Source organism: Asticcacaulis machinosus (assembly GCF_028550435.1).
Taxonomy (GTDB): Bacteria; Pseudomonadota; Alphaproteobacteria; order Caulobacterales; family Caulobacteraceae; genus Asticcacaulis; species Asticcacaulis machinosus.
On record NZ_JAQQKV010000001.1, the window covers coordinates 237,984 to 261,096 of the forward strand.

Annotated in this window: 23 protein-coding genes; 17 read left to right on the top strand and 6 right to left on the bottom strand. The window is 54.8% G+C overall.

What is annotated here, in order from left to right:
- Positions 1 to 102 precede the first annotated feature (102 nt).
- The 3 genes from PQU98_RS01095 to PQU98_RS01105 are packed head-to-tail and all read right to left on the bottom strand — an operon-like array spanning position 103 to position 3,035.
- A complete protein-coding gene (locus PQU98_RS01095; protein WP_272743040.1) occupies positions 103 to 891 on the bottom strand; it encodes a TrmH family RNA methyltransferase in 789 nt (262 codons plus the stop codon).
- Positions 892 to 895: 4 nt separating this feature from the next.
- On the bottom strand, positions 896 to 1,834 hold the full coding sequence (locus PQU98_RS01100; RefSeq protein WP_272743041.1) for a class I SAM-dependent methyltransferase: 939 nt from the start codon (positions 1,832 to 1,834) through the stop codon (positions 896 to 898).
- A 43-nt stretch (positions 1,835 to 1,877) separates the two neighbouring features.
- Entirely contained in the window at positions 1,878 to 3,035 is a 1,158-nt protein-coding gene (locus tag PQU98_RS01105; RefSeq protein ID WP_272743042.1) for a glycosyltransferase family 2 protein, read from the bottom strand.
- Between the two features lie 484 nt (positions 3,036 to 3,519).
- On the opposite strand from PQU98_RS01105, the gene PQU98_RS01110 reads away from it, so the two are divergent.
- From PQU98_RS01110 to PQU98_RS01120, 3 genes are read left to right on the top strand one after another with little or no spacing between them, the layout of a single operon-like run.
- The gene (locus PQU98_RS01110) at positions 3,520 to 4,233 is read left to right on the top strand and encodes an ABC transporter substrate-binding protein (protein ID WP_272743043.1); all 714 of its coding nucleotides are present in this window, start codon (positions 3,520 to 3,522) and stop codon (positions 4,231 to 4,233) included.
- Positions 4,230 to 5,216 carry a FecCD family ABC transporter permease gene (locus PQU98_RS01115; protein WP_272743044.1) on the top strand — a complete coding sequence of 329 codons (987 nt, stop codon included), beginning with the start codon at positions 4,230 to 4,232 and terminating at the stop codon, positions 5,214 to 5,216. Before PQU98_RS01110 ends, PQU98_RS01115 begins: the two co-directional genes overlap by 4 nt.
- 46 nt (positions 5,217 to 5,262) lie before the next feature.
- Entirely contained in the window at positions 5,263 to 6,021 is a 759-nt protein-coding gene (locus tag PQU98_RS01120) for an ABC transporter ATP-binding protein (protein WP_272743045.1), read from the top strand.
- Here PQU98_RS01120 and PQU98_RS01125 read toward each other — a convergent pair.
- Positions 6,018 to 8,207, bottom strand: coding sequence for a lytic transglycosylase domain-containing protein (locus PQU98_RS01125; protein ID WP_272743046.1), 2,190 nt, complete (start codon positions 8,205 to 8,207; stop codon positions 6,018 to 6,020). The two genes, PQU98_RS01120 and PQU98_RS01125, sit on opposite strands and share 4 nt — an antisense overlap.
- A gap of 162 nt (positions 8,208 to 8,369) precedes the next feature.
- Here PQU98_RS01125 and dapA point away from each other — a divergent pair, with 162 nt between their 5' ends.
- Together dapA and smpB are read left to right on the top strand one after the other, a co-directional pair.
- Positions 8,370 to 9,266 carry a 4-hydroxy-tetrahydrodipicolinate synthase gene (dapA, locus tag PQU98_RS01130; protein WP_438263848.1) on the top strand — a complete coding sequence of 299 codons (897 nt, stop codon included), beginning with the start codon at positions 8,370 to 8,372 and terminating at the stop codon, positions 9,264 to 9,266.
- A 1-nt stretch (position 9,267) separates the two neighbouring features.
- The gene (gene smpB, locus PQU98_RS01135) at positions 9,268 to 9,735 is read left to right on the top strand and encodes an SsrA-binding protein SmpB (protein ID WP_272743048.1); all 468 of its coding nucleotides are present in this window, start codon (positions 9,268 to 9,270) and stop codon (positions 9,733 to 9,735) included.
- 10 nt (positions 9,736 to 9,745) lie between these two features.
- On the opposite strand, the gene PQU98_RS01140 is transcribed toward smpB, so the two are convergent.
- Positions 9,746 to 10,330, bottom strand: coding sequence for a LabA-like NYN domain-containing protein (locus PQU98_RS01140; protein ID WP_189487866.1), 585 nt, complete (start codon positions 10,328 to 10,330; stop codon positions 9,746 to 9,748).
- A 33-nt stretch (positions 10,331 to 10,363) separates the two neighbouring features.
- Between PQU98_RS01140 and folK the strand changes: the two genes are divergently transcribed.
- Complete coding sequence (gene folK, locus PQU98_RS01145) at positions 10,364 to 10,885, top strand: 2-amino-4-hydroxy-6-hydroxymethyldihydropteridine diphosphokinase (protein WP_272743049.1); 522 nt, start codon at positions 10,364 to 10,366, stop codon at positions 10,883 to 10,885.
- Here folK and PQU98_RS01150 read toward each other — a convergent pair.
- Positions 10,867 to 11,823, bottom strand: coding sequence for a DMT family transporter (locus tag PQU98_RS01150; protein ID WP_272743050.1), 957 nt, complete (start codon positions 11,821 to 11,823; stop codon positions 10,867 to 10,869). The two genes, folK and PQU98_RS01150, sit on opposite strands and share 19 nt — an antisense overlap.
- 416 nt (positions 11,824 to 12,239) lie before the next feature.
- Here PQU98_RS01150 and rpoZ point away from each other — a divergent pair, with 416 nt between their 5' ends.
- The 11 genes from rpoZ (at position 12,240) to parC (ending at position 23,093) form a co-directional block, all read left to right on the top strand.
- Complete coding sequence (rpoZ, locus tag PQU98_RS01155) at positions 12,240 to 12,599, top strand: DNA-directed RNA polymerase subunit omega (protein WP_267526601.1); 360 nt, start codon at positions 12,240 to 12,242, stop codon at positions 12,597 to 12,599.
- 353 nt (positions 12,600 to 12,952) lie between these two features.
- Positions 12,953 to 15,166 carry a RelA/SpoT family protein gene (locus PQU98_RS01160; RefSeq protein ID WP_272744465.1) on the top strand — a complete coding sequence of 738 codons (2,214 nt, stop codon included), beginning with the start codon at positions 12,953 to 12,955 and terminating at the stop codon, positions 15,164 to 15,166.
- A gap of 24 nt (positions 15,167 to 15,190) precedes the next feature.
- A complete protein-coding gene (gene pyrE / locus PQU98_RS01165; protein ID WP_272743051.1) occupies positions 15,191 to 15,778 on the top strand; it encodes an orotate phosphoribosyltransferase in 588 nt (195 codons plus the stop codon).
- 3 nt (positions 15,779 to 15,781) lie between these two features.
- On the top strand, positions 15,782 to 16,546 hold the full coding sequence (locus PQU98_RS01170; protein WP_272743052.1) for a pyridoxine 5'-phosphate synthase: 765 nt from the start codon (positions 15,782 to 15,784) through the stop codon (positions 16,544 to 16,546).
- Positions 16,543 to 16,941 carry a holo-ACP synthase gene (gene acpS, locus PQU98_RS01175; protein WP_272743053.1) on the top strand — a complete coding sequence of 133 codons (399 nt, stop codon included), beginning with the start codon at positions 16,543 to 16,545 and terminating at the stop codon, positions 16,939 to 16,941. Before PQU98_RS01170 ends, acpS begins: the two co-directional genes overlap by 4 nt.
- Before the next feature lie 39 nt (positions 16,942 to 16,980).
- A complete protein-coding gene (gene lepB, locus PQU98_RS01180) occupies positions 16,981 to 17,790 on the top strand; it encodes a signal peptidase I (protein WP_272743054.1) in 810 nt (269 codons plus the stop codon).
- 49 nt (positions 17,791 to 17,839) lie between these two features.
- Complete coding sequence (rnc, locus tag PQU98_RS01185) at positions 17,840 to 18,535, top strand: ribonuclease III (protein WP_272743055.1); 696 nt, start codon at positions 17,840 to 17,842, stop codon at positions 18,533 to 18,535.
- Positions 18,532 to 19,497, top strand: a complete 966-nt coding sequence (era, locus tag PQU98_RS01190) for a GTPase Era (protein ID WP_272743056.1) — start codon at positions 18,532 to 18,534, stop codon at positions 19,495 to 19,497. The genes rnc and era overlap by 4 nt, the downstream gene beginning before the upstream one ends.
- A 4-nt stretch (positions 19,498 to 19,501) precedes the next feature.
- Entirely contained in the window at positions 19,502 to 20,233 is a 732-nt protein-coding gene (recO, locus tag PQU98_RS01195; RefSeq protein WP_272744466.1) for a DNA repair protein RecO, read from the top strand.
- A gap of 109 nt (positions 20,234 to 20,342) precedes the next feature.
- Complete coding sequence (locus PQU98_RS01200; RefSeq protein WP_272743057.1) at positions 20,343 to 20,804, top strand: hypothetical protein; 462 nt, start codon at positions 20,343 to 20,345, stop codon at positions 20,802 to 20,804.
- Positions 20,805 to 20,873: 69 nt separating this feature from the next.
- Positions 20,874 to 23,093, top strand: a complete 2,220-nt coding sequence (gene parC, locus PQU98_RS01205; protein ID WP_272743058.1) for a DNA topoisomerase IV subunit A — start codon at positions 20,874 to 20,876, stop codon at positions 23,091 to 23,093.
- Positions 23,094 to 23,113 lie beyond the last annotated feature (20 nt).

Consider the following 23,113-nt stretch of genomic DNA (forward strand, 5'->3'; position numbering starts at 1 on the left):
ATGATCCCCTGATGAACCGTGTAACAGATAAGCCCCCACGGCTTATGTGTTGACCATAATGACCTGAAACTGAACGGGATATGAATTACAAATACTTCATATTCATTCGGTCGCGGCGTAAATCATGATGCCGGTGGCCACTGAAAGGTTCAGGCTATCGGCACGGCCACGCATAGGGATCTTGACGTGAGTATCGCAGATAGCCGCAACCTCAGCGCTAAGGCCGGACTGTTCGGTGCCCATCAGGATCAGGGTTGGCCGCTGATAAGGAGCAGAGCGGTGATCGTGGCTGGCCGTTAAAAGTGTGCCGACTACCGAGCCTGTCCAGCGCGCACGATCCGCTATAAATTCGGCCTGAGTGCATTTGACAATCGGTAGAGCAAAGATTGACCCCATAGTCGCGCGCACGGTTTCGACTGAAAACGGGTCAACGCAATCGCCAATGAGAATGACGCCGCCAATACCTGCTGCATCGGCTGTGCGGATAATGGTGCCAAGATTGCCCGGATCACGCACCTGCTCAAGCGCCACCCAAACGTCGTTGTCCGTGGGGGTGATATCGCTGAGAGTTTTGATGTGCTGAGCAAATACCCCAATAACCATCTGAGGGTTATCCTTGCGGGATATTTTTTCTAATATTTCTCGGGTTACTTCAAGAACCTGACCACGGGCTTTAAGTGTCTGGTCAATGGCGCGGGTCAGAAGCGGATGGCGGTCAGCATCCTTGCCATAGACCAGAATTTGCGGTGAGAAGCCCTGATCCAGCGCGTCAATAATGATCTTCAGGCCCTCGGCAAGGAACTGCTGTGTTTCCTCACGCGTTTTACGCATGTGCAGGGCGCGGATATCTTTTATGGTTTGGTTGGTAAGCGAAGTAATCTCTTTTATCATGACCTTATGCCTTATCCTTCATCCAACGCGCAAAGAAGGAAAGTCCAATTTCGCGTGGGGGCACGGGGCTTAAAGCCATGCCTTTGGGAGCTTTATCCTGCTCAACCAGAGTGAGTTCGCCGTAATCAATCTGTCCTCCTTTATCAGGCCCGACGGCTTCGGCCAGAAGGTGCGCCAACGCCGGCCCGGACACCCGCGCGGCATAGGCATTGAGCAGCAGGAATGCGGCATCGTCCGACAAGAGCTGTGCGCACAGGTCGATCAGTTCCGGCAGGTCTTCAAATAACCGCCAGACTTCGCCGGTTGGGCCACGGCCGTATTTAGGGGGATCGAGAATGATGCCTTCGTATTTTGAGCCACGCTTGACTTCACGCTGCACATATTTACGGGCATCTTCGCAGATCCAGCGAATAGGGGCATGTTCCATGCCTGACAGGGTTGCGTTCTCGCGCGCCCAGCCTACGGATTTCTTTGACGCATCAACATGGGTAACTTTTGCGCCGGCTGCGGCGCAGGCCAGTGAGGCAACGCCAGTATAACCGAACAGGTTCAGGACGCGCGGTGGCTGCCCTGCCGCGACGCGGCGCTCAATACACTCGGTTTGCCACGCCCAGTTTGCAGCCTGTTCCGGAAAAAAGGCCAGATGGCGGAATGAGGTGAAGCGGCCATAAAACTTGACCTGATTCCACCCCAGTGCCCATTGATCGGCGGGTTTACGGCTGAATTGCCAGCGGCCATCATCATCTTCGTCAGTGGGATCGAAAATGGCGTCAGCCTTGTCCCATAAAGCCGGGTATTTAGGCATCCACCAGCACTGGGGTTCCGGGCGGATAACCAGGTAGTCGCCGTAGCGTTCCAGCTTTTTCCCATTGCCGGAATCGATAAGGGCGTAGTCGGACCAGGCCAGCGTGCGCAGTTGAATGGGGTGATCAGCAATCATCATGGCCGCTGATTAGCGCATCAGACGCCGTTGCACCAGAGTTTCTCTAACTGATGGCCGCAGGTTTATGATCGGTTTTGTCCCAGTGAAAAGGCTTGACGATGAGTTGGTAAATCGCATGGGCGGCGCTGATGGATTGCAGGCTCCAATAAAAAGGGGCTGATAGTACATCCTTCAGGCCAAAAGGCACGCCGGTACGTTGTGCGCCCTGATACAGTGCCAACATGCCGCTTAAGGTGCCAAACAGTAACAGACCCAGATCACGGTAGGCTATTGGGCTAAACTGCCCCGATAAGGCCTGCAACATAAGGCTTGAGATAACCATGCACGTAAATGGCGCATAGCACAAAGCCGCTAATGTACTTAAGCCTACGCCCAATATCATGCTGGCCCAGACTTTCAGGCGAAGGGTCGTCGTAAGCCGACTATGAACCAGCAGAGTCTGCATATAGCCTTTGATCCAACGCGTGCGCTGCGGTATCCAGGTATATATATTCGATGGCGGGGTTTCGATGGTCGGTGCCTTGAGCATGGCGCTAGTATAGCCATATTGCGCCAGCCTTAAGCCCAGATCGGCATCTTCGGTGACATTGTACGAATCCCACGCGCCGATAGATTTCAGTACTTTGGTGCGGAAATGATTGCTGGTGCCACCCAGAGGGAACGGCAATTTTAAGCGACAGAACGCTGGCAGCAGCACATCGAACTGCACTGCGTATTCGGCAGCGAACTGCCGCGCAATAAATCCATCTCCACCCTTGGGCCGCAGAGGCGCCTGAAGACAGGCTAACGAAGCGTCGCCGGTTTTGCGAGCCCGATCAAACGTGCGGGCGGCTTCCAGCAATTGATCCGGGGCAGGACGGTCTTCGGCGTCATAGATAACCACAAGTTCGCCAGTCGCTTGTTTAAGCGTATAATTCAGAGCACGGGGTTTGGTTCGGGGTGTGCCAGGCGGTACGATTACCAAGTGCATGTAGTCAGGCAGGTTTTGGGCTTTAAAAGCGGCGATAGTCTCTTCATCGTCAGCTTCAAGTGCGTAGAGTATTTCAAGGTTTTCGCGCGGATACACAAGGTTTGATAACGCCCCAACCAATTGTGGGACGATCAAAGCTTCGCGGTAAAGAGCCACAATGACGCTGTAACGCGGCAGGTTTTCGTTAGAGGCTTCGAGAAAGGGGTCTGAAACCGTTATGGGCTTGGGCATTAAGGTGGCCAGAAATCTTACGCCCGCGCCGGTCGTAAAACTGATCCAGCAAAACCAGTAAAGTCCGCTGATGAGACCGGAAGGTGCGCTAAATGCCGCCCATATAATGAGGGCTGTTACGGTTAATGCCAGAAACAACTGGGCTGTTGATGGCCCGGTACGGGCTGAAAATGCCTCGGGCAAGGGCGTTATCGGCGCCGGCTTGGGAACGGGGAAAGCTGATTTTATCGAAGGAATAAAGGGCGCTTGGGGCCTGACGTAACCTTTGAGCCATTTTTCCTTGAAAGCATCAGCGGTTGCCATGCTATATCCCCCCGATCGCATAGCATTTTGCATCGCGATAATGGTTAATAAAGTATAAATTCAACCTACAGGCAACCTATTGGGGGTAGTGTCGCGCGTGACGGGATTCAGGCTTGGGTTGTTTTTTGCGGTTCTGCTCCTTTGCGGGCCGAGGGCTTATGCTGAGACGTTAGGGCGCGTTGTGTCGCTTGATATGTGTGCAGATCAGTACGCACTTGGTCTTTTACCGCGTTCGGCTATTGCGGCTCTGTCTCAGCGGGCGATGCACGAAGATTCGTACTATCGTGAACAGGCCCGTAATATTCCCCGCTACCGTCCCAGTCTCGAAGCCATTCTGGCGCTTAAGCCAACGGCTGTGCTGAGGACATGGGGAGGGGATGCACGTCTGGTGGAAAGCCTAAAAAATCGAGGCATAGACGTAATCCAGATAGAAGACGCTGCCGATTTTTCGACGGCACGGGCTGAGCTGTTGCGTATCGGCACGCGTTTGGGCCAGCCGAAAAAAGCCGGGATTGAAGCGCGTCGTATGGATGTGGCTGTGGCGGCGATTTCACGTCAGGGGCGAGGCCGCACCGTTTTATATTATACCCCATCCGGCTACACGGCGGGGCCTGAGACATGGGTGGGCGGCGTGCTAAAGCATATGGGATATGCGGTTATATCTTCGGAAGATTATTATAGTTATTTGTCGCCTGAATTGTTTGTGAAACTGAACCCAGATGTTTATGCGCTTGGGTTTTACGAAGACAAATACGCTATGCGTCGTGTTGCGGGGCGGCATCCGCTTGTGCGTCGTAAAATTGCCAGTCGCGAGACACTTGTGCTACCGGCACCTGCGATTGCTTGCAATGCCTGGTACAGCCCTGTCGCTGTAAATGAGAGTCTGAAAAGATGATAACTTCAGCGCGCATGATCTTTGTTTTCTCAGGTGTAAGTTTGTTGCTGCTGGCGGCCTTGCTACTGGTGGGCGACGTGGCTTTGAGTCCCGACGATTATGTAATGGCGGTGATGATGCCGAAGTCTTTGAACGGTGATATTTTGTGGGGCATAAGATTGCCGCGAAATTTGTGCGCCTGGGGGGTGGGCGCCATGTTGGGCATAGCCGGTGCGGTCATGCAGGGTCTGCTGCGTAATCCGTTAGCGGAGCCGGGTATATTAGGTGTGTCATCCGGTGCTGGTTTGGGCGCTTCGGTGGCCATAGTCATGGGTGTCGGGTTGGTGCCTTTTGCCGTCGAGGCCAGCGCCTTAGTGGTGTCTCTGATGATGTCGGCGGTGTTGATTGCTTTTGTGGCCCGGTTTCCGGATCGGCAGGCGCTTATCTTGCTAGGGGTTGGTATATCGAGCCTGTGTGGGGCCTTGATGGCGCTGGTGTTTAATCTGTCGCCGTCACCGGTGACGACTACTGAAATTCTGGGCTGGCTGATGGGCTCTGTCGAAAACCGTAGCTGGCAGGATGCGGCTTTGTGCTTGGCAGGCCTGGCCGTTGCGGTGTGGCTTGTGCCGCGATTAAGGGCTGGCCTAAGGTTACTGACATTGGGTGAGGAAACCGCCCAGAGCATGGGAATGAATATCCGGCATGTCACTTTGATTGGGGTTATCACCGCGTCTGTTCTGGCAGGGCTTTCGGTAGCTGTGGCCGGTATTATCGGGTTTGTCGGGCTTGCTGCACCGCATTTTGTGCGGGCGCTTGGCTTGCGTGATCCTTACGGCGTAATCTGGCCGTCAGGTTTGGCGGGCGGTACGATGGTGCTGATGGCGGATGGCCTTATCAGGGTTATGCCCGCCAGCGGGGATATTCGCTTAGGGGTTCTGACCTCCCTGATCGGCGCGCCGTTGTTTGCGCTCATAGCGTACAAAAGTGCGAAGTCATGGGCGTGAAGTCATGGGCGTGAAGTGATGGGCGTGAAGTGATGGGCGTAACAATATGATCGATATACGTAATCTTGACATCGATATGGGTCGCTCACGAGTCGTCAGTAAGTTGACGGCGCGCTTTGAGACCGGCCGATTACATGCGATCATTGGTCCTAATGGTGCAGGTAAAACCAGTCTGCTGAAAGCTATATGTGGCCTGCTGCCCAGTGCGGCTGGTACAATCAGGCTTGCCGGGCATGACCTGTCTGCACTCAGTTTGCAAGAGCGAGCGCGGCTTATGGCCTACTTGCCTCAGGAGCGCACCATTGCCTGGGATCTTAAAGCCATAGATATCGCAGCACTCGGCTGTGCGGGGCTGTCGGCAGAGGATAGCCGCAGGCATGCGCAGCAGCAACTTGTGGTCATGGGGTTGTCGGATAAGGCCGAAAACAGTGTCTTCAGCCTGTCTGGCGGGCAACGCGCGCGGGTGCTATTGGCGCGTCTGTTGGCAACGGACGCCAAAATCTATTGCCTTGATGAGCCTCTGACGGCGCTTGATCCGGCCTGGCAGAGGCGGATGCTGGAGGTGCTTAAGGCGCGTGCGGTGCAAGGCTGTACTGTCATTGTGAGCATACACGATATCGGATTGGCGGCGCAGTTTGCCGATGATCTGTGGGTGCTGGATCAGGGGCGATTAGTGGCGCACGGCGTGCCAGAAGTGGCACTGTCCGACGATGTGCTGCGACAGGTTTTTAACATTACCGGCATGTTTACTGATGGGCGCCACCTGAGGATTGATCCGAAGGCGCTGCCGGAGCACAGCGCCTAATTGCCGCTCTGCTTCTTAAGGTCGAGATAGTTGATCGGCCCGGACGGCGTTTCACCTGTGCCGCTATCATCCTCAGACAAAGGCGTGTAAGTAATAATCATGCCGCGTTTCAGATCGGCCATAGGTCGCAAAACCGCCTGCCCGCCATTAAGACGGGCACGATAAACCTGCATGTTTTCCATAACTCGCATCATATAGTTACGGGTTTCTGTGAACTGTGCGCACTCAATGAACATGATCGGATCGCCACCATCGCCGCGCGGATCAGCGCATTCTGTAATCCAGCGCGGGGGGCGGTTTGGGCCAGCATTATAACCGGCGGCAGCCATGACATAGGAGCCACCGAAACGATCCACCAGTTCACCCAGATGATAGGCGCCCAGCGTCATATTAAATTCCGGCTCATATAGCTTAGCGTCGGAATAGCTGAGCGACATGCGCCGGGCTACAGCACGTGCGGTTGGTGGAATAAGCTGCATCATGCCGCGGGCATTGGCATGGGAGCGCACCATCGGATCGAAGCCGCTTTCCTGACGGGTAATGGCCAGCACAAAGGCATTTTCGGGAGCCTTAACATTGGGAACGGCTCGCAATGGATAGGCGCGTTCCGGCAGGTAAAAGCCGCGCTGCATGGAGACCCGCGCGATACGCATGGCCGTGTCCTGCGTGTCATAGGTGCTGGCCAGATCGACCAGAAGGGCCTGTTCTTCGGCGTTAGGCAATACGTCATCCAGCGCCAGCACCATGCCGCGGAACAGGTCGCGTTCGCCCATACTGCCCAAAATGCGGGCGGCTTTGGTCATGTCGCGGTTGTTAAACCGGTCACGGTCAGCGGCGGTGGGAACAGGATCCTTGGTCAGGATGATATGAGCGTGCCCTGCTTTTTCAGCCGCTAACTGGCCATAGAAGCTGTAGATGTACTGGCCGCCTTCCTGATAGTTCAGTTGCGCATTGGCGGCATCGCCGGCCGTTTCATAGGCGCGGCCCAGCCAGTAGTGCGCACGTCCCTGAGTGATGGGAGACGTTCCCGCCCCTTCGAGCGACTGGAAATGGGCAATGGCGCGGGCGGGGTCATTCAGCTTTGTCAGGGCCATCCAGCCCGCGAAAAATTCAGCCTCAGCCTTTTTCTCGCCATTGGGAAAACCGCCATTATTCATGGCGTTATAGGCGGCGCGATAATCCTTAGCCTTAAGCGCCTCGCGGAAATAGCTCAGGCGTTCAACCCACAGATTGTTTATGGCGGCGTCATTTTGAGGGGCTGCCGGAAACTGCATCAGTAGCGGAAAACCAAGAGGCTCAAGGTCTTTTTTGCGCAGAAAGCGCGCCCGCTCATAGGCCAGAACACTGTTGTTGGGTGACAGCGCCAAGGCCGCCTCCCATTTTTGGGTGGCATCGGCAGTACCCGCGCGCAGTGCAAAGGCGGCCTGCGCCACGGCGCGGTCACCGTCGCTGACATAATCCAGCATAGCGCGGGATGCCGGACCCTGTGGCCCCAGAAGCAGGCTGTTCAGACGGGCGACATGATCTTCCTGCGTCAGATATTTGCCGAACAAACCGTAAAAGCGCTGCTGATCCAGAGCCTCAAAGCTTTGATCCCGCCACCAGAAACGGGCTGTGGCGCGGGCGTCTTCGGTCTTACCCAGTTGGTCGTAGGCCATAATCAGCGCAATGGCACCGTCAACGGTCATAGGTGGCGCGCCGTTGAACCAATCCACCACCTGTTGCGGGCTTAAGCCTGAGGTCGAAATCAGTTTTTCGGCGGCCAGAACCCGGCGCGATTCGCGCGGCCAGCCGATAAGATCACGGCGGGCGGCATCTAACGTAGCGAATCCGTAGATTGACGCGCCTTCATTATCGAGGATGTTCCACAGCACAATCTTACGCGCCACCGGATCGTTCAGGCTGTTACGCAGGGATTCGGCCAGAGAAAAATTACCCGACTTCACAGCCCGCAGCGCCGACTGCAACGTTTCCATCTCAGCTTGCGGTAAAGCGGCGGGCTGATACGGGCGTGCGGTCGATGTGGAATCTATGGCGCGTGATTCGGCGGTCTCCACCGCATCTTCCTGCGCTTTTTCGATCGCGAATGCGCCGGTTCCGGCAAGCGTCAGGCTACCGGCGACTATGACAACCCATTTTGAAATGCCGGAGCTGAGCAGGGTTTTCAAGGCGGGTTTTATCATCATCTTTTATTTCTCAAAGTCTGTGCGAAAAATAGTGCCAACGACATCATGGCCCAGATTTTTCAATATTGAAACATGGAATTCTTTAAACAAATTCCCAACTAATCATTGCGGCCCGCGCTTTGTGGTCTTAAGGAATTGCGCAAAGGTTTTACTCAGGATTTTATGTCGATGACCCGCAGTTCAGTTCCGCTTTTTCATGGTGTAATTACAGCCCTGATTACGCCGTTCAAAGACGGTGAGGTGGACTATGCGGCTTTTGAAGCCTTGGTGGAGCACCAGATAAAGTCCGGGGTTCATGGCCTGGTGCCGGTGGGGACGACGGGTGAAACTTCGACGCTGAGCATGGCTGAGCATAAGTCTATCGTGGAACTTTGTGTCAAAACCGCAGCCGGTCGCGTGAAAGTGATCGCTGGCGCGGGCTCTAATTCCACCGCCGAAGCGCTGGAACTGACCCAACATGCCAAGGCGGTGGGTGCGGATGCCGCGCTAGTGGTGGCTCCCTATTACAACAAGCCGTCTCAGGAGGGCATGTACCAGCACTATAAGCATCTGAACGACAATGTGCAGATTCCGGTAATGATGTATAACGTCCCCGGCCGCACGGTGGTTGATTTGTCGAATGCGACCGTGGCGCGCTTGGCGCAATTGCCGAATATTGTCGGTATCAAGGATGCAACGGGCGATCTGGCGCGGGCAAGTATGATGCGGCTTGAAGTGCCGGACGATTTCGCCCTGATTTCCGGTGATGATCCCACGCTTTTGGGTTACATGGCGCACGGCGGGCATGGGGTGATTTCGGTGACGTCCAATGTCGCACCCGCACAGATGGTTGAGCTTTATAACGCTGCGGCGGCAGGTGATTTTGCGACCGCGCGATCCATTCAGGATAAGCTCATCAATCTGCATAAGGCATTATTTTACGATGCCTCACCGTCGCCGACCAAATATGCTTTAAGCCGTTTGGGACAATGCACGGACGAAGTGCGGCTGCCGATTACGCCGTGTGCGGTTGATGTGCGGCCGAAGGTCGATGAGGCCATGAGGCTGGCGGGGCTGTAGTATGGCCGAGCCCACAAACTACAAGGTCATAGCGGAAAATCGCCGCGCCCGGTTCGATTACTTCTTCGAAGATACGTTTGAGGCCGGCATCGTACTGACCGGCACGGAGGTCAAGTCTCTACGTAATGGCCGGGCGAATATTACCGAATCCTATGCCAGTGTTGAAGGCACCGATATCGCTCTGATCAATGCCGATATCCCGCCCTATGCCCAAGCTAATCGCTTTAACCACGAGCCGCGCCGTATCCGCAAACTGCTATTGCACCGTAAGCAGATCGACCGTCTGATGGGGGCGGTGCAGCGCGAAGGCCTGACCATCGTACCGGTTAAGCTCTATTTCAACGAGAAGGGCTTTGCCAAGCTTCAGATCGCTCTGGCCAAGGGCAAGAAAAATCATGACAAACGCGAAGCTGTGGCCGAACGCGATTGGCAGCGCGATAAGGCGCGGCTTATGCGCGATCGGGGCTGATTAGACCAGATTACAGGTCTTCGTCATCGAACTGATCGGCGAATTTCGGCGCATTCTGTTGAGCCTGACGTGGGCGACCCACGACGCTGGCCAGATCAGCCAGATCCACAAAGGTGTCAGCCTGACGGCGCAGTTCGTCCGAGGTCATCGGTGGTTGCGACTTGACGGTTGACACCACTGTCACCCGGCAGCCTTTGCGCTGAACGCTTTCGATCAGGCGCCGGAAATCACCATCGCCCGAAAACAGCACCAGATGGTCGGCATGTTCGGCCATTTCCATCATGTCGCAGGCGATTTCAATATCCATATCCCCGCGCCAGCGCTTACGCCCCTGCGAGTCGGTATATTCCTTGGCGGTCTTGGTAATGAGAGCAAAGCCGTTGTAGTCAAGCCAGTCGACCAGCGGGCGGATAGGTGAATAGTCGTCGCCTTCGACCAGAGCGGTATAATAATAGGCCCGGATCAGGATGCCGCGCTTACGGAATTCATCCAGCAGCTTGCGGTAATCAATGTCGAAGTTTAAAGCCTTGGCTGCCGAATACAGGTTGGCGCCGTCGATAAACAGAGCGATTTTGTCGGTGGGATAAAAACTCATGGTAATGGCTTTCTAAAAATAGGGTAGGCGATAATGGATGGCGGTAAAATCTATATTGCATATGGGGCTAATTTACCCGGCCGCCACGGGAATCAATCGCAAGAATTAGCCCATGTTGTCAAGAGATTACGCGAATTTGACGTAAGGGTTGAGCATATTTCCAAGCTTTGGCGATCAAAGGCATGGCCTAATCCTGATGATCCGCCCTTTTATAACGCTGTTTTTCGAGTATCCACCGACCACTTACCCTATGATTTATTGAAAATTTTACATCGGATCGAAGTTGAGGCGGGACGTATCCGCGATGTTAACCTTAGTGATATGAAAAACACACCGCGTGTACTTGATCTTGATCTTATTGCCTATAGCGATGAGGTGATCAATGAGCCAGGTGGCATTCAGTTGCCGCATCCGCGGGCTCATGAGCGGGGATTCGTCATGGGGCCTTTGGCTGAGATTGATCCGGAATGGCTGCATCCTATCCTTAAGCAAACGGCACGCGAATTGGTGCTTAAGGTTACGGTCGGGGTGGATGCTTATCCATTGGAGGGCTGAGATTTACGCTGATCCAGCCAGCTATATAGGCCTACGCCGACCAGAACTAAAATCGTTCCGGCAATATCGGATGTGGTTATGGTCTCGCGCAGGATCAAGCCGCTGAGGATCAGGGTAATTACGGGATTTATAAACCCGATTACCGCATTGGCCTGAGCTGAGATACGCGACAGGGCAAAATTGATCAGATAGCTGGGCAGGACGGTGGCACCAATGGCCAACCCTAAACATAACCACAATAGGGGCGCGGATATGGGGATATCCGATGCCTTATGCGTCACTCCGAAGTGAATAAATGACGCGATTGCCGCACCCGTCATGGCCCATGAGGTGAACAAAGATGGCCCCATTTTCTTGATCACCGGCCTGGCCAGTAGAAGGTAAAGCGCAAACGCAACCGACGACACGGTAACCCATAAAGCGCCGGCGGTGATATTGCCGCCTTTGGTGTGCATATCAGTTATGAACACCAGACCCAGACCGGTATAGGAAATGGCAAAGGCCGATAGCGCCCACGGCTTGATCTTATGATCGAAAAACAATGCGCCGAGCAAAATGACAAACAGAGGGTAGGTGAACAGAATCAACCGCTCAAACTGCGGCGTCAGGTGCACCAATCCTTCAAAATCCGTGTAGCTGGCAAACCAGTAGCCCAGCACGCCTACAGCAATTGCGTGCGGATAGGTTTTGGCCGGAATGTCGATAGTGGCCCGGTGTTTCCACCAGGTGATTACTCCCACTATCAGGAAAAAAGGGGTCGCCATCAGCAGGCGCAGGGTTAACAGCGTTGTGGCATCGACATCATAGTCATAGGCCAGCTTGATATAGATGCCCTTGGTGGCAAACAGAAATGAGCCCAGCAGTGCCAGTCCGTAGCCGCCCCATGTTATGAGCGGATTTTCTTTTTCTGAACTATCTGCGGGGATCGTCTCTGACATGGTGGGCCTGATACTGCGGGCCCTGATATCATGTAAATAGACAGCACCCTAAATGACATAAGGTGCTGGTAACTCAGGCACCTGTTTTAAAGCGACGCGCGCGGCGTGCGAGCTTAAGCGCCCAGAGCGGCTTTTCAGTTTTCTCGACGGCCTTGCGGTCCCGGCGTGCATCAGCGGCCACAATGCGGGTTGCTGTTGGCGCAAGGGTGTTCAGGCGATTGGCAAGGTGCGTAATCATGGCGGCGGCTATACAGGGGTATGGTTTCTAATGCAACATAGGTTGCGGCCTCCAAAGAATTTATGCGCAGCCAGTTGTGTTTTTGAACCAACAGCGCTAAACAGCGCGGTTCAACCGGTACATATGCGCTATTGTGGCAGGACTGCCCTTATAAGCGCATATAGAATTTGAGGATTTCATGGCTCGCGTCACTGTCGAAGATTGTATCGAAAAGGTCGATAACCGCTTCAATCTGGTTCTTCTGGCTGCTCATCGTGCCCGCGCCATTTCGTCGGGTTCGGCAATCCTGCTGGATCGCGACAATGATAAAAACCCGGTCGTGGCACTGCGCGAAATCGCTGAGGAAGTGCTTCCGCCGGAAACCCTGACTGAAAGCCTGATCGCCAGCCTGCAACGCGTCGATGAGCGTACCGAGGCTGAGGAAGAGGCTGAGACCCTGGCGCTGTTGGCTGATCCGCAACACATGCAGATGTCGGAAAGCGAACTGATCCGTGCGCTTCAGTCCGACCGCGACGGTGGTCAGGAAGAGCGTTACTAAGCGTAAAAACTTATCTGTTTGATTTTAAGCCGCATCAATTCTGTTGATGCGGCTTTTTGCAGTGTGTCTTCCATCTGCGCGGCTGTTTTGACTATATTTTTTCTGGATAAGCTGAAAAAGCGGGCGTATGGTTATTATATGGGGTTGAGGTCCTTAAACATTAAGGATTTCTTATGTACCATAAGGGTTTGATAACGACTATGTCGGCAGAAGGTCATCAAGTTTTTGAGCGGAGCGCAGCGGGAAAATCTTCCGTGGCTTCGGATGCGCCTGAACCCAATGTCCCGCCGGGATTTCCGGCTGACCGGCCACCGGAAACGCCTCCTCTTGATCCGCCAGTTGAAACGCCGCCGGTGTCGCCGCCAACTGAACTACCGCCGCCCGTTCAGGTGCGGCCCAAATTCCTGCGTCAGGTCGAGCTGATTGAGCGCGTGGCAGCCTATGATCCTACCGTGGATGAGGCCATGCTTAATCGCGCCTATGTCTACGCCATGCGTATGCACGGGGCGCAGCTTCGGGCGTCGGGCGATCCTTATTTCGCCCATCCAATTGAAGTGGCGGGTATTCTGACTGATTATAAGCTTGATGGCTCAGCGATTGCGGCCGCTTTGCTGCACGATACGATTGAGGACACGCCGGCGACGCGTGAAGAAATCGCGGCCAAGTTTTCCGAAGACGTGGCGCAACTGGTCGAGGGGGTGACTAAGCTTACCCGCCTAGAGCTGCAGTCGGAATATACCAAGCAGTCGGAAAACCTGCGCAAGTTTATTCTGGCCATTTCGCGCGATATACGGGTGCTGCTGATCAAACTGGCTGATCGCACACATAATATGAGAACGTTACAATATGTACCTGAATCCAAACGGGAACGTATTTCGCGTGAAACGCTGGAAGTCTATGCGCCTCTGGCCCGCTCGATCGGCTGCAACCGGTTCGCAACCGAGTTGGAGGATCTGGCCTTCACCTATATCAATCCGACCGCTAAGGCCGCCATTGGCCGCAGGTTGGAGGACATGCGCGCCAAAAAGGGCGCCGTGGTTTCGCAGATTGCCAAGGACGTTAAAGAGCGGCTCTATAAGTACGGTATCAAGGCCGAAGTCTATGGCCGTGAAAAATCGCCCTATTCGATCTGGCGCAAGCTTCAGCGCAAATCGATCGGCTTTTCGCAACTGTCTGATATATTTGCTTTCCGTGTTATCGTAGAGTCAGAGGATGACTGCTACCGCGCCTTGGGCTTGATCCACCGCACATGGAGTTGTGTCGGTGATCGCTTCAAGGACTTCATCTCAACCCCTAAAAGCAACAATTATCAGTCCCTGCACACAACGGTGGTCGGGCATAAGGGGACGCGCATCGAGCTTCAGATTCGCACGGAAGAAATGGATCGTGTCGCCGAAGAGGGTGTGGCCGCCCACTGGAACTATAAGAACCATGCCTATGGCTTTGACGAGGAGGCGGCGACCAGGCGCGGTGGCCGCAACCCGATCAATAGCTTGAGGAATATCGTCCAGATCGTTGAAAATGGTGGTGATTCCGAAGACTGGGTCGAACATGCCAAGATGGAAATGTTCCTCGATCAGGTGTTCTGTTTTACTCCCAAGGGCCGCCTGATCACCTTGCCGCGCGGGGCCATGCCGCTTGATTTCGCCTTTGCTGTGCACACCGAGGTTGGCGAAACCGCCATCGGTGCGCTCATTAACGGCGAACACCGTCCGCTGCGCACGGTGCTGCAAAATGGCGATCAGGTTGACATCCTGACCGGTGTCGAATCGCGCATCAATCCTGACTGGCAGTCTTTGACGATTACGGGGCGTGCACGCTCAGCCATTCGGCGTAACATCCGCCAGACCGAGCGTGAAGACTTCATCAAACTGGGGCGGGCTGCCATAGAACGCGCAGCGGCTCAGGTTGATAAGTCGTTGAATGACATAAGCTGGCGCACGGCATTTGAGCGCTTTCAGGTGCCCAATCAGGACGAACTTTACGAACTATGCGGACGCGGCAAAATCACGCCGGTCAAGATTCTTGAGGCGGTCTTTCCTGGCCTGACTATACCTGCGTTGATGGCTACTGATGGTCTGACGCGAATCAAGGACGGTGAGGGCGCGCGCGCGTTTGTTCGCGGCTCGGCGTTGCGTGAGCATCACCGTATCCGCTTTTCACGCTGCTGCTGTCCGGTGCCGGGAGAGCGAATCGTCGGCATTGTTGACGGTGTCGAGGTCCACGTTCATTCGATCGAATGTGATACTCTGGAGCAATTCGAAGATAATAAGGATGTCTGGGTTGACCTGCAATGGACGCTCAATGCCGAGAAAAACACCATCAGCGTCGCACGTATTCGCGCCAATATGCAAAATAAGCCGGGCGTGCTGGGTATCACCTGCACATTAATCGGTGAAGCTAAGGGCAACATTATCAATATGCACTTGACGAATAATCAGGTCGATTTTCTTGACGTAGAATTTGAAATCGAAGTCATTGATGCTAAACACCTGACCAATATCAGCGCGGCCCTGCGCACCTGCCCCTCGGTCGAGAGTGTGGAGCGAATCCGGGGCAACGCCTAACTTTTCAAGAGTACGGGCCTGTTTATGACTTCCGAAGACGTTATCAATGAATTCCGCGCCGCCAATGCCTTGCGCGAAGGCCATTTTGTGCTGTCATCAGGCCTGCACAGCCCGATGTTTCTGCAAAAAAATCTGGTATTCATGGAGGCTGCCCGTTGCGAGCGGCTGTGTAAGGCTCTGGCCGAAAAAATCATTGCGACGGTTGGGCCGGTTGATCTGGCGATTTCCCCGGCGATTGGAGGTATCATTCCGGGCTATGAAACGGCGCGCCATTTGAAGGTCAACTCGATGTACGTTGAGCGCGAAGGCGGGGCGTTTAAACTACGCCGAGGCTTCCATTTCGAGCCAGGCGCCAAAATTGTCATGGTTGAAGATATTGTCACGACCGGCTTGTCGTCGCGCGAGTGTATTAAGGCCATTCAGGATCTGGGCGGTGAGGTGGTGGCTGCGGCCTGTATCGTGGATCGTTCCGGTGGTGAAGCCGATGTTGGCGTGCCGCTCATCTCATTGGCCAGCCTTAAGGTTCCGGCCTATCCGGCGGATCAATTGCCGGCGGATCTGGCCGCCATCCCCGTCGAAGACCCCGGCAGCCGTCGTCTGGCGAAAGTCTGAGCCATGTCGCAGCGTATTCGCTTAGGCCTGAACATTGATCACATCGCGACCGTGCGCAACGCCCGTGGCGGCCATAGTCCTGATCCGGTTCGGGGGGCGCGGTTGGCGATTGCGGCAGGCGTAAACGGGATCACAGCCCACCTGCGTGAGGATCGCCGCCATGTGCGTGACGGTGACATTTCGGCCTTAGCCGACCTTTGTAACGAACTGAATACACCGCTCAATTTTGAGATGGCGGTGACCGAAGAGATGCTGTCTCTGGCCGAAACTCTGCGACCCCATGCGGCCTGTCTGGTGCCTGAGCGCAGGCAGGAGCGCACGACCGAAGGCGGTCTGGATGTGGCTGGGCGGGTGGATGATATTGGGGCCGCTGTCGCGCGTTTATCAAAGGCGGGCGTGCGTTCATCGCTGTTTATTGCCACAGACCCGGCTCAGGTGTCGGCGGCTGAGGCTATTAAAGCGCCGGTGGTTGAGTTCCACACCGGTGCCTTGTGCGACGCATTCCGCGAAGGCGATATGGCAGTTTATGAAAAAGAATTGAAAGCCTTAAGGCTGGCGGCTGATATGGCGCATAAGGCTGGTATCGAGGTTCATGCGGGCCACGGCATTGATTATGATACGGTGACGGCGATTGCTCAAATCCCGCAGGTAAAAGAACTGAACATTGGCCATTTTCTGATCGGTGAGGCGATTTTTACCGGCCTTGAAACCTCGATCCACAAGATGCGCTTGCTGATGGATGCGGCCAGAGGGTTGCCTTCCAGATGATCGTCGGTATCGGCAATGACCTGGTTGATACGCGCCGGATTGAGCAGTCGATCGAGAATTTCGGGGAAAAATTTCTCAACCGGATATTCACCGCTGACGAACAAGCCCGCGCACAGGGGCATGCTAAACCAGTCTTATCTTACGCCAAGCGCTTTGCGGCCAAGGAGGCTGTGGCCAAAGCGCTTGGCACCGGCATTAGCGGGTTTCGATTTATCGATATCGAAGTGTTTAATAATGCTGCGGGTAAGCCCGAAATCATCCTGCATCGGGGCGCGCTGGAGCGCATGACGTCGCTGGTCAAGCCCGGTCATAATTATCACATCCACTTGTCATTGAGCGACGAATGGCCCTATGCCAGCGCCTATGCGGTGATTGAAGCCTTGCCCTTGCCATAATCTGTGGTTAGGTGAGGCGCAAGGTAACGGGGCAATACTATGAGCGCGGAAGACAAGGTGGTCGAGGACGATATGGCAACGAGCAAGGGGAGCAGTGCCACCGGCGGCGCCAAAGAAGAAACCAGTGAGATCATCAAGACGGTCATCTATGCGCTGCTGATCACGCTCGTGTTTCGCACTCTGTTTTTTCAACCGTTTACGATCCCGTCAGCATCGATGGAGCCTAACCTTTACGAAGGCGACTACATCGTGGTCTCTAAGTGGGATTACGGCTATTCCAAATATTCGTTCCAGTGGCCGCTGCCGTTCATCAAGGGCCGGATCATGGAAAAAGCAGCTAAACGCGGCGATATTGTCGTCTTCAAGCTGCCGCGTAATCCAAAGGTGGATTACATTAAGCGTGTCGTCGGTGTTCCAGGTGACCGCGTTCAGATGCGCCATAACCAGCTTTATATCAATGACATCCCGGTGCCGGCTAAGAATCTGGGGCCGGTGATGCCGCAGATCAGCTATGATAGCCAGTACGCCACCAAGTATGAGGAATCCCTGCCGGACGGTTCAACTCACGCCATGCAGGATCTGCGCACCGATGGCCCGGCGGATGATACGCCGGAATATATCGTGCCGGCTGATCATTACTTCATGATGGGCGACAACCGCGACAATTCGATCGACAGTCGCTACGCTATGGATGATCCAATTCAGCCGGGTGTTGACTTTGTGCCGGCTGAAAACCTCGAAGGGCGCGCCACCATCGTGCTGGTATCGTGGAAAGAGGGTTCCTCGATCTGGAAACCTTGGACCTGGTTGAACCTGCGCTGGGATCGCCTGTTCAAATCCCTTAAGTAAATTGAGGGTTTTGTTTTCTTTGGCGTGGGATTGGTGTATCTGACGCCCTATGAACCTGAGACGATCCGCCCTCAGCGCCCTTGAGGCGCAATTGGGTTACGAATTTAAGGACAAGACCTTACTCGATCTGGCGCTTACACACGCCAGCGTAGCCGAGGGTGCGCGCAAGATCGCTGACAATGAGCGCCTTGAGTTTTTGGGCGATCGGGTGCTGGCGTTAATGGTGTCCGAAGCCCTGATGGAGGCCTTTCCTGACGCCAGCGAAGGGGAGCTGTCGCGACGATTCCACAGTTTGGTCAGTCGCGAAACCTGTGCCGAAGTCGCCAAAAATTTAGGTGTCGGTCCAGCGCTACGCTTGGCGGCTGGGGAGACCAAAAGCGGCGGGCGTGAGAACCTCACGATTTTGGGTGATGCGTGTGAAGCGCTGATTGCGGCTATTTATATCGAGGCCGGGTTTGAGGGCGTGGTGCGTTTGTTCAAGCCGTTGTGGACTGAGCGGATGCAGGCGTCCGGCAACAGCGTGCGTATCAACCCGAAATCTTATCTACAGGAATGGGCCGCCTCAAAACAAAAGGCCCTGCCGAAATATTCTATAATTAACCGATCAGGCCCCGACCACGCTCCGGTCTTTACTATCGAAGTGACTGTCGACGGGCACCCCTCTCAATCCGCCACCGGGCGATCGCGGCAAGATGCTGAAAAAGCGGCCGCCCTTGGCTTTATCGAACGTGAAGGCTTAGCGTGACCGAACCAAATTCCTCCCATCGTGCCGGTTTTGTGGCCATTATCGGCGCACCCAATGCCGGCAAATCAACCCTGGTCAATCAACTGGTCGGTTCAAAAGTATCGATCGTCACCCAAAAGGTTCAGACGACGCGCTTTCCGGTGCGCGGCATTGCCATGCACGGCGATGCTCAGATCGTGCTGGTGGACACGCCAGGTATCTTCAAGCCGCGTCGCAGGTTGGATCGCGCTATGGTTAAATCGGCCTGGGGCGGGGCTGAAGACGCCGATCATGTGGTGCTGCTGATTGATGCACCGGCCCAGATCGCGGTTGAGCATCCGTCCGCCGATACGCCCAAAGCTACGGCCGCTGATCACCGCGCCGTCGAAGATGTGGCGGCGATTATCGAGGGTCTTAAACAATCGAACACCCGTGCCACTTTGGTGGTCAATAAGATCGATATGCTTAAGCGCGATAACCTGCTGGCGCTGGTCGACACCCTTTATAAGGCTGACATTTTCGATGAGGTCTTTATGATTTCTGCCGAAAAAGGCCTTGGCGTTGCAGACCTGAAAGAGTCTCTGGCGAATAAGATGCCGCTAGGGCACTGGCTATACCCTGAAGACCAAGCCGCCGATGCCCCGGCACGTATTTTGGCCGCTGAAATCACCCGCGAAAAACTGTTTCTGCGCGTTCACGAAGAACTGCCTTATTCCGCGGCGGTATCGACGACTGAGTTCAAGGATTTGCCTGATGGTTCGGCGCGGATAGAGCAGGTCATTTTTGTGGAGCGCGATGGTCAGCGGGCCATTGTGTTGGGTAAAAATGGCCAGACCCTGAAGTGGATCGGCCAAAAGTCACGCGAGGAGTTATCGAAACTGCTCGATCGTCCGGTGCACCTGTTCCTGCACGTTAAGGTGAATGAGCGCTGGACCGACGACCGTGCGCTTTATACACAGTTCGGCCTGGAGTTTGAGGCTTAAGCCCGTGCAGTTTGTCGATGAGGCCTATGTCTTAAGCGCCCGCAGTCATGGTGAGACCGGCGCCATTGTCCACGTGCTGACCCATGAACATGGCCATATCGCCGCCCATATTGCGGGGGGGGCGTCGCGCCGTATCAAGCCTTACCTTCAGGCTGGTGCGCATGTTGAGTTCAGTTACCGGACGCGCTCACACGATCAGTTGGGAAGTGCTACCCTTGAGCCTTTGGGCGAGGGGGCGTCAGCCTTTCTGGATGATCCTTTGGCCCTGACCGGCCTTCAGGCGGCCTGCATGATGACACAGTATTGCCTGCCGGAACGTGAGCCTCACGCGGGGGCCTACCATGCCTTGTCGGCGCTGATGATGATTCTGCCGCATCCTGAGATATGGCCGGCCGTTTATGTGCGATTCGAGGCCGGTCTGTTGGAAGAACTAGGTTTCGGGCTTGATCTGTCAGCCTGCGCCGTCACCCATGAACGCGATGATCTTATCTATGTCAGCCCGCGATCAGGACGGGCTGTAAGCCGAAGTGCCGGTGAAGCTTACAAGGATAAGCTCCTGAAACTGCCCATGTTCATGCTGTCATCTCAAGGCGGTGTTCAAGCTGGCGATATAGGCCTTGGCCTTGAACTTACCGGGCACTTTCTGGAGCGGAACGTGTTTCATCCGCTCAATAAACCCTTGCCGGAGGTTCGTGTGCGCCTTATGCAAACCCTGAGTGATGCAGGCTATATGTGAGCGTCCATGGGGCTGTGAGGTTGGTTGCTTTATGAAATCCACCCTTTGGTAACCACTCACATGTCATAGTTATGTTAATTATAATCTGGCGGCGGATTTCTAAATCTTGATGACTTATAGCGAACAGCAACTGCGTGAGGCCAATGTCAATCCGGCGACCGGATTGGCTACGGACTACCTCAACCTGTTCAACGAAGCCATTATGCTGTTTGAAATGGGCATGGACATGCCTGACATGGCTGAGGAACTGATGGACTGGCAGCGCCGGGACTATGTCAGTCATTTTGAGAAATCAGGGTTTGAGCAAAAGGACGTGGTGGTCGGAGCCTATCAAACAGCACCGGTTGAAGTCCGTGCCGCCTTTGATGACTGCTGTGACAAGGCACTGGATACGTTTGAGTCGTCTATCCAGATATTGCTGTCATCGCTGGAAACGCCTGTAGCCCATGAAGAGCTCGAAACCCGTTTGGCAGAGATGAAGGAACTGGTCACGGAGATGGATTCGCATATCCATGGCCGGGTCAAGCCTTCTGAAACCGACGCCCAGAGTGCGGTTGACGCACTGTTTTAGACCTACAATCCCCATAATTTAACGGGATGCCTTTGCTAATGCAGGGGATGCGCTTTAATCTGCATTCCCATGAGTGATGTAGTGATTCCCGAAGACGCCGGTGGGCGGATACTGAACGAAGACCTGGGCGAAGCCCTGTCGCGCCGTTATCTGGCCTATGCCTTGTCCACGATTATGCACCGGGCCTTGCCTGATGTGCGTGATGGCTTAAAGCCTGTGCATCGGCGTGTGCTCTATGCCATGCACAACATGCGATTGAACCCGCAATCGGCAGCGCGTAAGTGCGCCAAGGTGGTCGGTGAGGTTATGGGTAACTTCCACCCGCATGGCGATCAGTCGATCTATGACGCGCTGGTGCGGATGGCGCAGTGGTTTGCGCAGCGCTATCCCATGGTCGATGGTCAGGGGAACTTTGGCAACATCGACGGCGATTCTGCGGCCGCCATGCGCTATACTGAATGTAAAATGACGGCGGCCGCCATGCTGTTGCTGGACGGTATTGATGAAAATGCCGTTGATTTTCGTCCGACCTATGACAATCAGGACGAAGAACCGGTTATCTTGCCGGCAGGATTCCCGAACCTTCTGGCCAATGGTGCGACCGGAATCGCGGTCGGTATGGCAACCTCGATCCCGCCGCACAATGTGTCAGAACTGATCGATGCCTGTAAGCTGCTGATCGAGAGCCCTCATGCAGACACAGCAGCTTTGATGCAGTTCGTTCTGGGGCCGGATTTTCCGACCGGCGGTATTTGCGTTGAACGCCCTGAGACTATACGTGAGGCCTATGAAACCGGGCGCGGATCATTGCGGACTCGGGCGCGTTATGAAGTTGAGGATCTGGGGCGCGGAAACTGGCGCATCAAAATTACCGAAATTCCTTATCAGGTGCAAAAGTCGCGCCTGATTGAACAACTGGCTGATCTGATCGAAGCCAAGAAGGCGCCGCTTTTGGGCGATGTTCGTGATGAGTCGGACGAAGAAATCCGTCTGATTCTTGAGCCTAAAACGCGCAATATCGAACCTGAAGTTCTGATGGAGAGCCTGTTTCGGGTATCCGATCTGGAAACGCGGTTTGCCATTAATATCAATGTGTTGGATGCTTCCGGCGCGCCGCGCGTGATGGGGCTTAAGCCATGTTTGGTGGCTTTCCTTGATCACCGGCGTGTAGTGCTGGTGCGTCAGTCGAACTGGCGTCTGGAACGCATCGAAAAGCGCCTGCACGTCCTTGATGGTTTGATGATCGCGTTCCTCAATCTGGATGAGGTCATTCGCATTATCCGCGAGGATGAAAAGCCGCGTGATACATTGATGGCGCGCTTTGCGCTTAGCGAGGCTCAGGTCGATTACATTCTTGATACGCGTTTGCGTCAGTTGGCGCGGCTTGAGGAAATGGCGATCCAGAATGAACACGATAAGCTCGCCAAAGAACGCGACGGTCTGCTGGCCTTGCTGGGCTCCGAAAAGAAGCAGTGGAAGCGGATTGATGAGCAGTTAAGCGAAGTCCGTAAGCAGCTTTTATCGCCGCGCCGCACGACATTTGCCGAAGCGCCTCAAGGAATCGAAGTGGCGGCGATTGAATCCTATCTGCCGAAAGAGCCAATTACCGTCATCCTGTCAGAGCGCGGCTGGATCCGTGCGGCTAAGGGCCGTGTCGAAGATCCAAGTGAACTGAAGTTCAAAGAGGGGGATCAGCACGCGTTCCTTATCCCTGCGTTTACGACCGACAAGTTATTGATCATGACGTCGGATGGTCGCTTCCTGACGCTGGGCTGTGACAAGCTGCCGTCGGCGCGTGGACATGGTGAGCCACTGCGGTTGATGCTCGATATTGAAGAGTCGGCCAAGATAATGACAATTTTCGCTCACGTGCCTGGCCAGAAACGGCTTATGGTATCGAAGAACGGCTATGGCTTTATCATGAACGAAGAAGATGCACTGGCCAATAAAAAAGCCGGTAAACAGGTGTTGAACGTTGATGGCACCGAAGCCTTCGCGACCCTGCCTGTAACCGGCGATCAGATAATGATCCTGGGTGAGAACAATAAGCTTCTGATCTATCCGGTGGCTGAACTGCCGGAAATGGCACGCGGTAAGGGCGTCAAGCTTCAGGGTTACAAGGATGGCGGGGTCCGAGACATTACCACTTTTGATTCCACACAGCCCGTAATTTGGTATGATGGCTCCGGTAAAGCCCGTGATTTCAAGGACTTTAAGGACTATGCCGGGCGGCGGGCATCGGTTGGGCGTATTGCCCCGCGGGGCCTGAGAAAGCTACGCCCTAACTGACAGTGTGGCTTAAATCCCTC

What these genes read in the sequence shown, in the direction of transcription:
- PQU98_RS01095 (WP_272743040.1), bottom strand. Translation starts at nt 891, where the DNA reads ATGATAAAAGAGATTACTTCGCTTACCAACCAAACCATAAAAGATATC.
- PQU98_RS01100 (WP_272743041.1), bottom strand. Translation starts at nt 1,834, where the DNA reads ATGATGATTGCTGATCACCCCATTCAACTGCGCACGCTGGCCTGGTCC.
- PQU98_RS01105 (WP_272743042.1), bottom strand. Translation starts at nt 3,035, where the DNA reads ATGCCCAAGCCCATAACGGTTTCAGACCCCTTTCTCGAAGCCTCTAAC.
- PQU98_RS01115 (WP_272743044.1), top strand. Translation starts at nt 4,230, where the DNA reads ATGATAACTTCAGCGCGCATGATCTTTGTTTTCTCAGGTGTAAGTTTG.
- PQU98_RS01120 (WP_272743045.1), top strand. Translation starts at nt 5,263, where the DNA reads ATGATCGATATACGTAATCTTGACATCGATATGGGTCGCTCACGAGTC.
- PQU98_RS01125 (WP_272743046.1), bottom strand. Translation starts at nt 8,207, where the DNA reads ATGATGATAAAACCCGCCTTGAAAACCCTGCTCAGCTCCGGCATTTCA.
- dapA (WP_438263848.1), top strand. Translation starts at nt 8,370, where the DNA reads ATGTCGATGACCCGCAGTTCAGTTCCGCTTTTTCATGGTGTAATTACA.
- smpB (WP_272743048.1), top strand. Translation starts at nt 9,268, where the DNA reads ATGGCCGAGCCCACAAACTACAAGGTCATAGCGGAAAATCGCCGCGCC.
- PQU98_RS01140 (WP_189487866.1), bottom strand. Translation starts at nt 10,330, where the DNA reads ATGAGTTTTTATCCCACCGACAAAATCGCTCTGTTTATCGACGGCGCC.
- folK (WP_272743049.1), top strand. Translation starts at nt 10,364, where the DNA reads ATGGATGGCGGTAAAATCTATATTGCATATGGGGCTAATTTACCCGGC.
- PQU98_RS01150 (WP_272743050.1), bottom strand. Translation starts at nt 11,823, where the DNA reads ATGTCAGAGACGATCCCCGCAGATAGTTCAGAAAAAGAAAATCCGCTC.
- rpoZ (WP_267526601.1), top strand. Translation starts at nt 12,240, where the DNA reads ATGGCTCGCGTCACTGTCGAAGATTGTATCGAAAAGGTCGATAACCGC.
- pyrE (WP_272743051.1), top strand. Translation starts at nt 15,191, where the DNA reads ATGACTTCCGAAGACGTTATCAATGAATTCCGCGCCGCCAATGCCTTG.
- PQU98_RS01170 (WP_272743052.1), top strand. Translation starts at nt 15,782, where the DNA reads ATGTCGCAGCGTATTCGCTTAGGCCTGAACATTGATCACATCGCGACC.
- acpS (WP_272743053.1), top strand. Translation starts at nt 16,543, where the DNA reads ATGATCGTCGGTATCGGCAATGACCTGGTTGATACGCGCCGGATTGAG.
- lepB (WP_272743054.1), top strand. Translation starts at nt 16,981, where the DNA reads ATGAGCGCGGAAGACAAGGTGGTCGAGGACGATATGGCAACGAGCAAG.
- rnc (WP_272743055.1), top strand. Translation starts at nt 17,840, where the DNA reads ATGAACCTGAGACGATCCGCCCTCAGCGCCCTTGAGGCGCAATTGGGT.
- PQU98_RS01200 (WP_272743057.1), top strand. Translation starts at nt 20,343, where the DNA reads ATGACTTATAGCGAACAGCAACTGCGTGAGGCCAATGTCAATCCGGCG.
- parC (WP_272743058.1), top strand. Translation starts at nt 20,874, where the DNA reads ATGAGTGATGTAGTGATTCCCGAAGACGCCGGTGGGCGGATACTGAAC.